Source organism: Microcoleus sp. A003_D6, assembly GCF_036702825.1.
Lineage (GTDB): Bacteria > Cyanobacteriota > Cyanobacteriia > Cyanobacteriales > Microcoleaceae > Microcoleus.
In genome coordinates this window covers 1-2,678 of sequence record NZ_JAUBWA010000265.1, presented here as the reverse complement: position 1 = coordinate 2,678, position 2,678 = coordinate 1, and the positions used below count along the sequence as shown (strand labels likewise).

The 2,678-nt window shown below is 43.7% G+C and carries 2 protein-coding genes; both read left to right on the top strand.

What is annotated here, in order from left to right; genetic code table 11:
- Nucleotides 1–152: 152 nt before the first annotated feature.
- Nucleotides 153–773, top strand: a complete 621-nt coding sequence (locus QUB70_RS32245; protein WP_332985874.1) for a DUF3177 family protein — start codon at nucleotides 153–155, stop codon at nucleotides 771–773.
- 290 nt (nucleotides 774–1,063) lie between these two features.
- On the top strand, nucleotides 1,064–2,497 hold the full coding sequence (locus QUB70_RS32240; protein ID WP_332985873.1) for a hypothetical protein: 1,434 nt from the start codon (nucleotides 1,064–1,066) through the stop codon (nucleotides 2,495–2,497).
- The last annotated feature ends 181 nt before the right edge of the window (nucleotides 2,498–2,678 follow it).

Below are 2,678 nucleotides of genomic sequence, written 5' to 3'. Positions count from 1 at the left end.
CCAACAGCGTAGGAAGTAAACCCTGAATTGTATCTAAAGACGACTTTAGGTAGGTTTAGGTAAGTTTTATAAAGCAGCGTGTTCCCATTGCTGATTTTTTAGCATTTTTATAGTAAAATTTGTCACAAATAAGTGAGTATATTTTCCCAAAGATGTTGAGTCTTTTATTGGCAGCCACCGGGCCTTGGTTTCAACCGCTAGTCTGGATGGATTACCGGTTGTCTGTGTTATTAACCGTTTCGATCCCGCTGGTAGTGCTGATTTGGGCTATTTTTGCTTCATCTGACGCGATCGTCCGTTTGTTGATGATTTATTGGCGGGTGGCGAGTTTGCTGGCAATTACACTTTACCTGATGATGGCTGCGCTGCCTGTGAGCTTTGTGTCGTCGGTGATGGGGAGGGCTTTGATTCCTGCTTGTCTGTGGTTTTGGCAGGATTTAAACGAAGAAATTGCCGATCGACCCCAGTCGCCTTTGAAACTGGCCTTTACAGCTTGGCGGTGGGCAATTACTGTTTACAGCGGTTTGGGCGCTCTAGCTCAAATTCCCTTCTTAACCTGTGCCTTTAAATCTCAAGTTCAAGTAATTGACGAACCTTTTTGCCGCGTTTGGTTAGACCCGGCTTGGCTGTACAAACAGATGTTTCACGCTACAGCAAACCCTCAATTTTTGGGATTGTTGGCTCTGATCGGTTTAGCGATTTATGTACTTTACTTGTCATACTTTGTGCTAATTAAACTGGGAAAACAGGGGAGGTCAGCTAGCGGCAATTAAGTGGATTTTAACTAAGTATTTGCTTCCTAAATTGCCGCTAAAGTCTTCAACAAAAAGCTCAAAAATCCTAACTAAAAAAAGCCGGGCGCATCTAGGAAAAAATCAAACTAACAGCAGGGTGGCTGAGGTGACCCCGCCCAAAAACGGAGACAAGCCCCCGATTCCAGTCGTGGAGATATAAAAATTTTAGACTAAGGTACAAGCTCCCACATTCATCTGTGGAGTCAATCTAAAATCTAAAATCTAAAATCTAAAATCGACTGACAGCAATGTTATTGGGAAAGACTGCGATGGATAGCAAACAAGCCTACTTACAGTGCTTAGAAAAGCTGATTTGGGCGATCGATCGCCTGGAAGCAAAAGTCGAACCAAGTGAAGTCGCTCGGATTGCCGAACTGATTGTTCAGCCGATGATGGGGCCCTGGCGGTTTTTTCACACTCCCGAACATATTTTTGATGTGGGGGGAGATGAAGACGCGATCGAGGTTTTGGCCGCTTTATTTCACGATACCGTCTACGTGCAAGTCGATCGCAGCATAAACTTTAACGTCAGCTACTACATCACTCCTGTTGCAAAAGAGGTTGACAAACAGCTACAAATTCGCGATAAAGCTGAACTTTCGGCGGATGCTATCTTCGAGATGGTAATGCTGGTATTCAATTTTGAACCGGGCGAAGTTCTCAATCCTTTCTCCGGACAAAACGAATTTCTCAGCGCTGTGGTAGCAGCAAAAGCTCTAGAACCATTCCTCAAACGCGAGCAATTGCTTCAAATTGCAGGCTGCATTGAAGCAACAATTCCGTTTCGCTCCGCTGAGTGGGGAGTAACGGTAAGCCAGCACCTTTATAACCGCTTGCAAGCAATAAATAGCCTGTTTAAACTCAGTTTGACTGACGAGCAACTGCGGGAAACGGTGAAAAAAGCTGTGCGAATTTCTAACCGGGATGTGATGAGTTTTGCTCACCATAGTTCAGCCCATTTTTTGGCAAATACCTGGAATTTACTGCCGGAAACCAATCACAATCTCATCTCCTGGGGTTTTTACACGGTTCGCGACTACCGAGTTGCTTTGCTGAAGATGGAAGGTTTTCTGAATTATCTCAAGCCAGAGGTGATTTTTCGCCAGTTTGAGGGATATCCAGACGATCGCACCTATGAGCGCTGGGAAACTACTGCTAAGTACAATCTCGAAATTGCGAAGGTTTATTTGGGGTGCAAACTGGCTGCTCTCGCCCTGCTAGAAGCTCTTTCTTCGGGTTTGGGGATCGATGTTTCTCTGGCGATGATGATGGGAGGAATTCCCGATAAATCTGCTAACTGCGTGCGCCTAGAAAGCTTTTTTCCAGAAATAGAGAAACCTTACAAACCTAAAAATAAATTAGAAGCGGAAGTATTGAATTTATTAGAAAATGGGCGGGCTAAAAGCACTTCTAATACCGATTTGGAGAACTCGCCGCTGACAACGTTTGTGGTAAAATTTGTTGGCTTTGACGAAATGCACTATCAGTGCGATCGAGCTAAGGAATTTTTTAAACACAATCTAAACGCCGACGACTTTATTTCCGACTTTAACCCGATAGTTACAGAAATTGTTATTGATTCAATTCTCAAATTGTTTGACAGCCGCAAATCTACTATCTACCGATACTACGATATCACTTCTAAGTTAAAGTCCCAACCCTCGACCAATTTTTCCGATCGCCATTTTCGATCAAATGGTTAACTCGCTTTAAATACATTATTGTTGCCTCGTCTACAGAAAAAACCATTAGTCAACTTATAGGAAATACCCTGAAAACCCCGTGACTTCAGTCCGGGGATGAAAGAGAGTTGCAGGATTTATCCTGCCTACTAGACATACCAATTGCACAAATGTCTGGTTCGTGGTATCGTCAAAAGAGTCG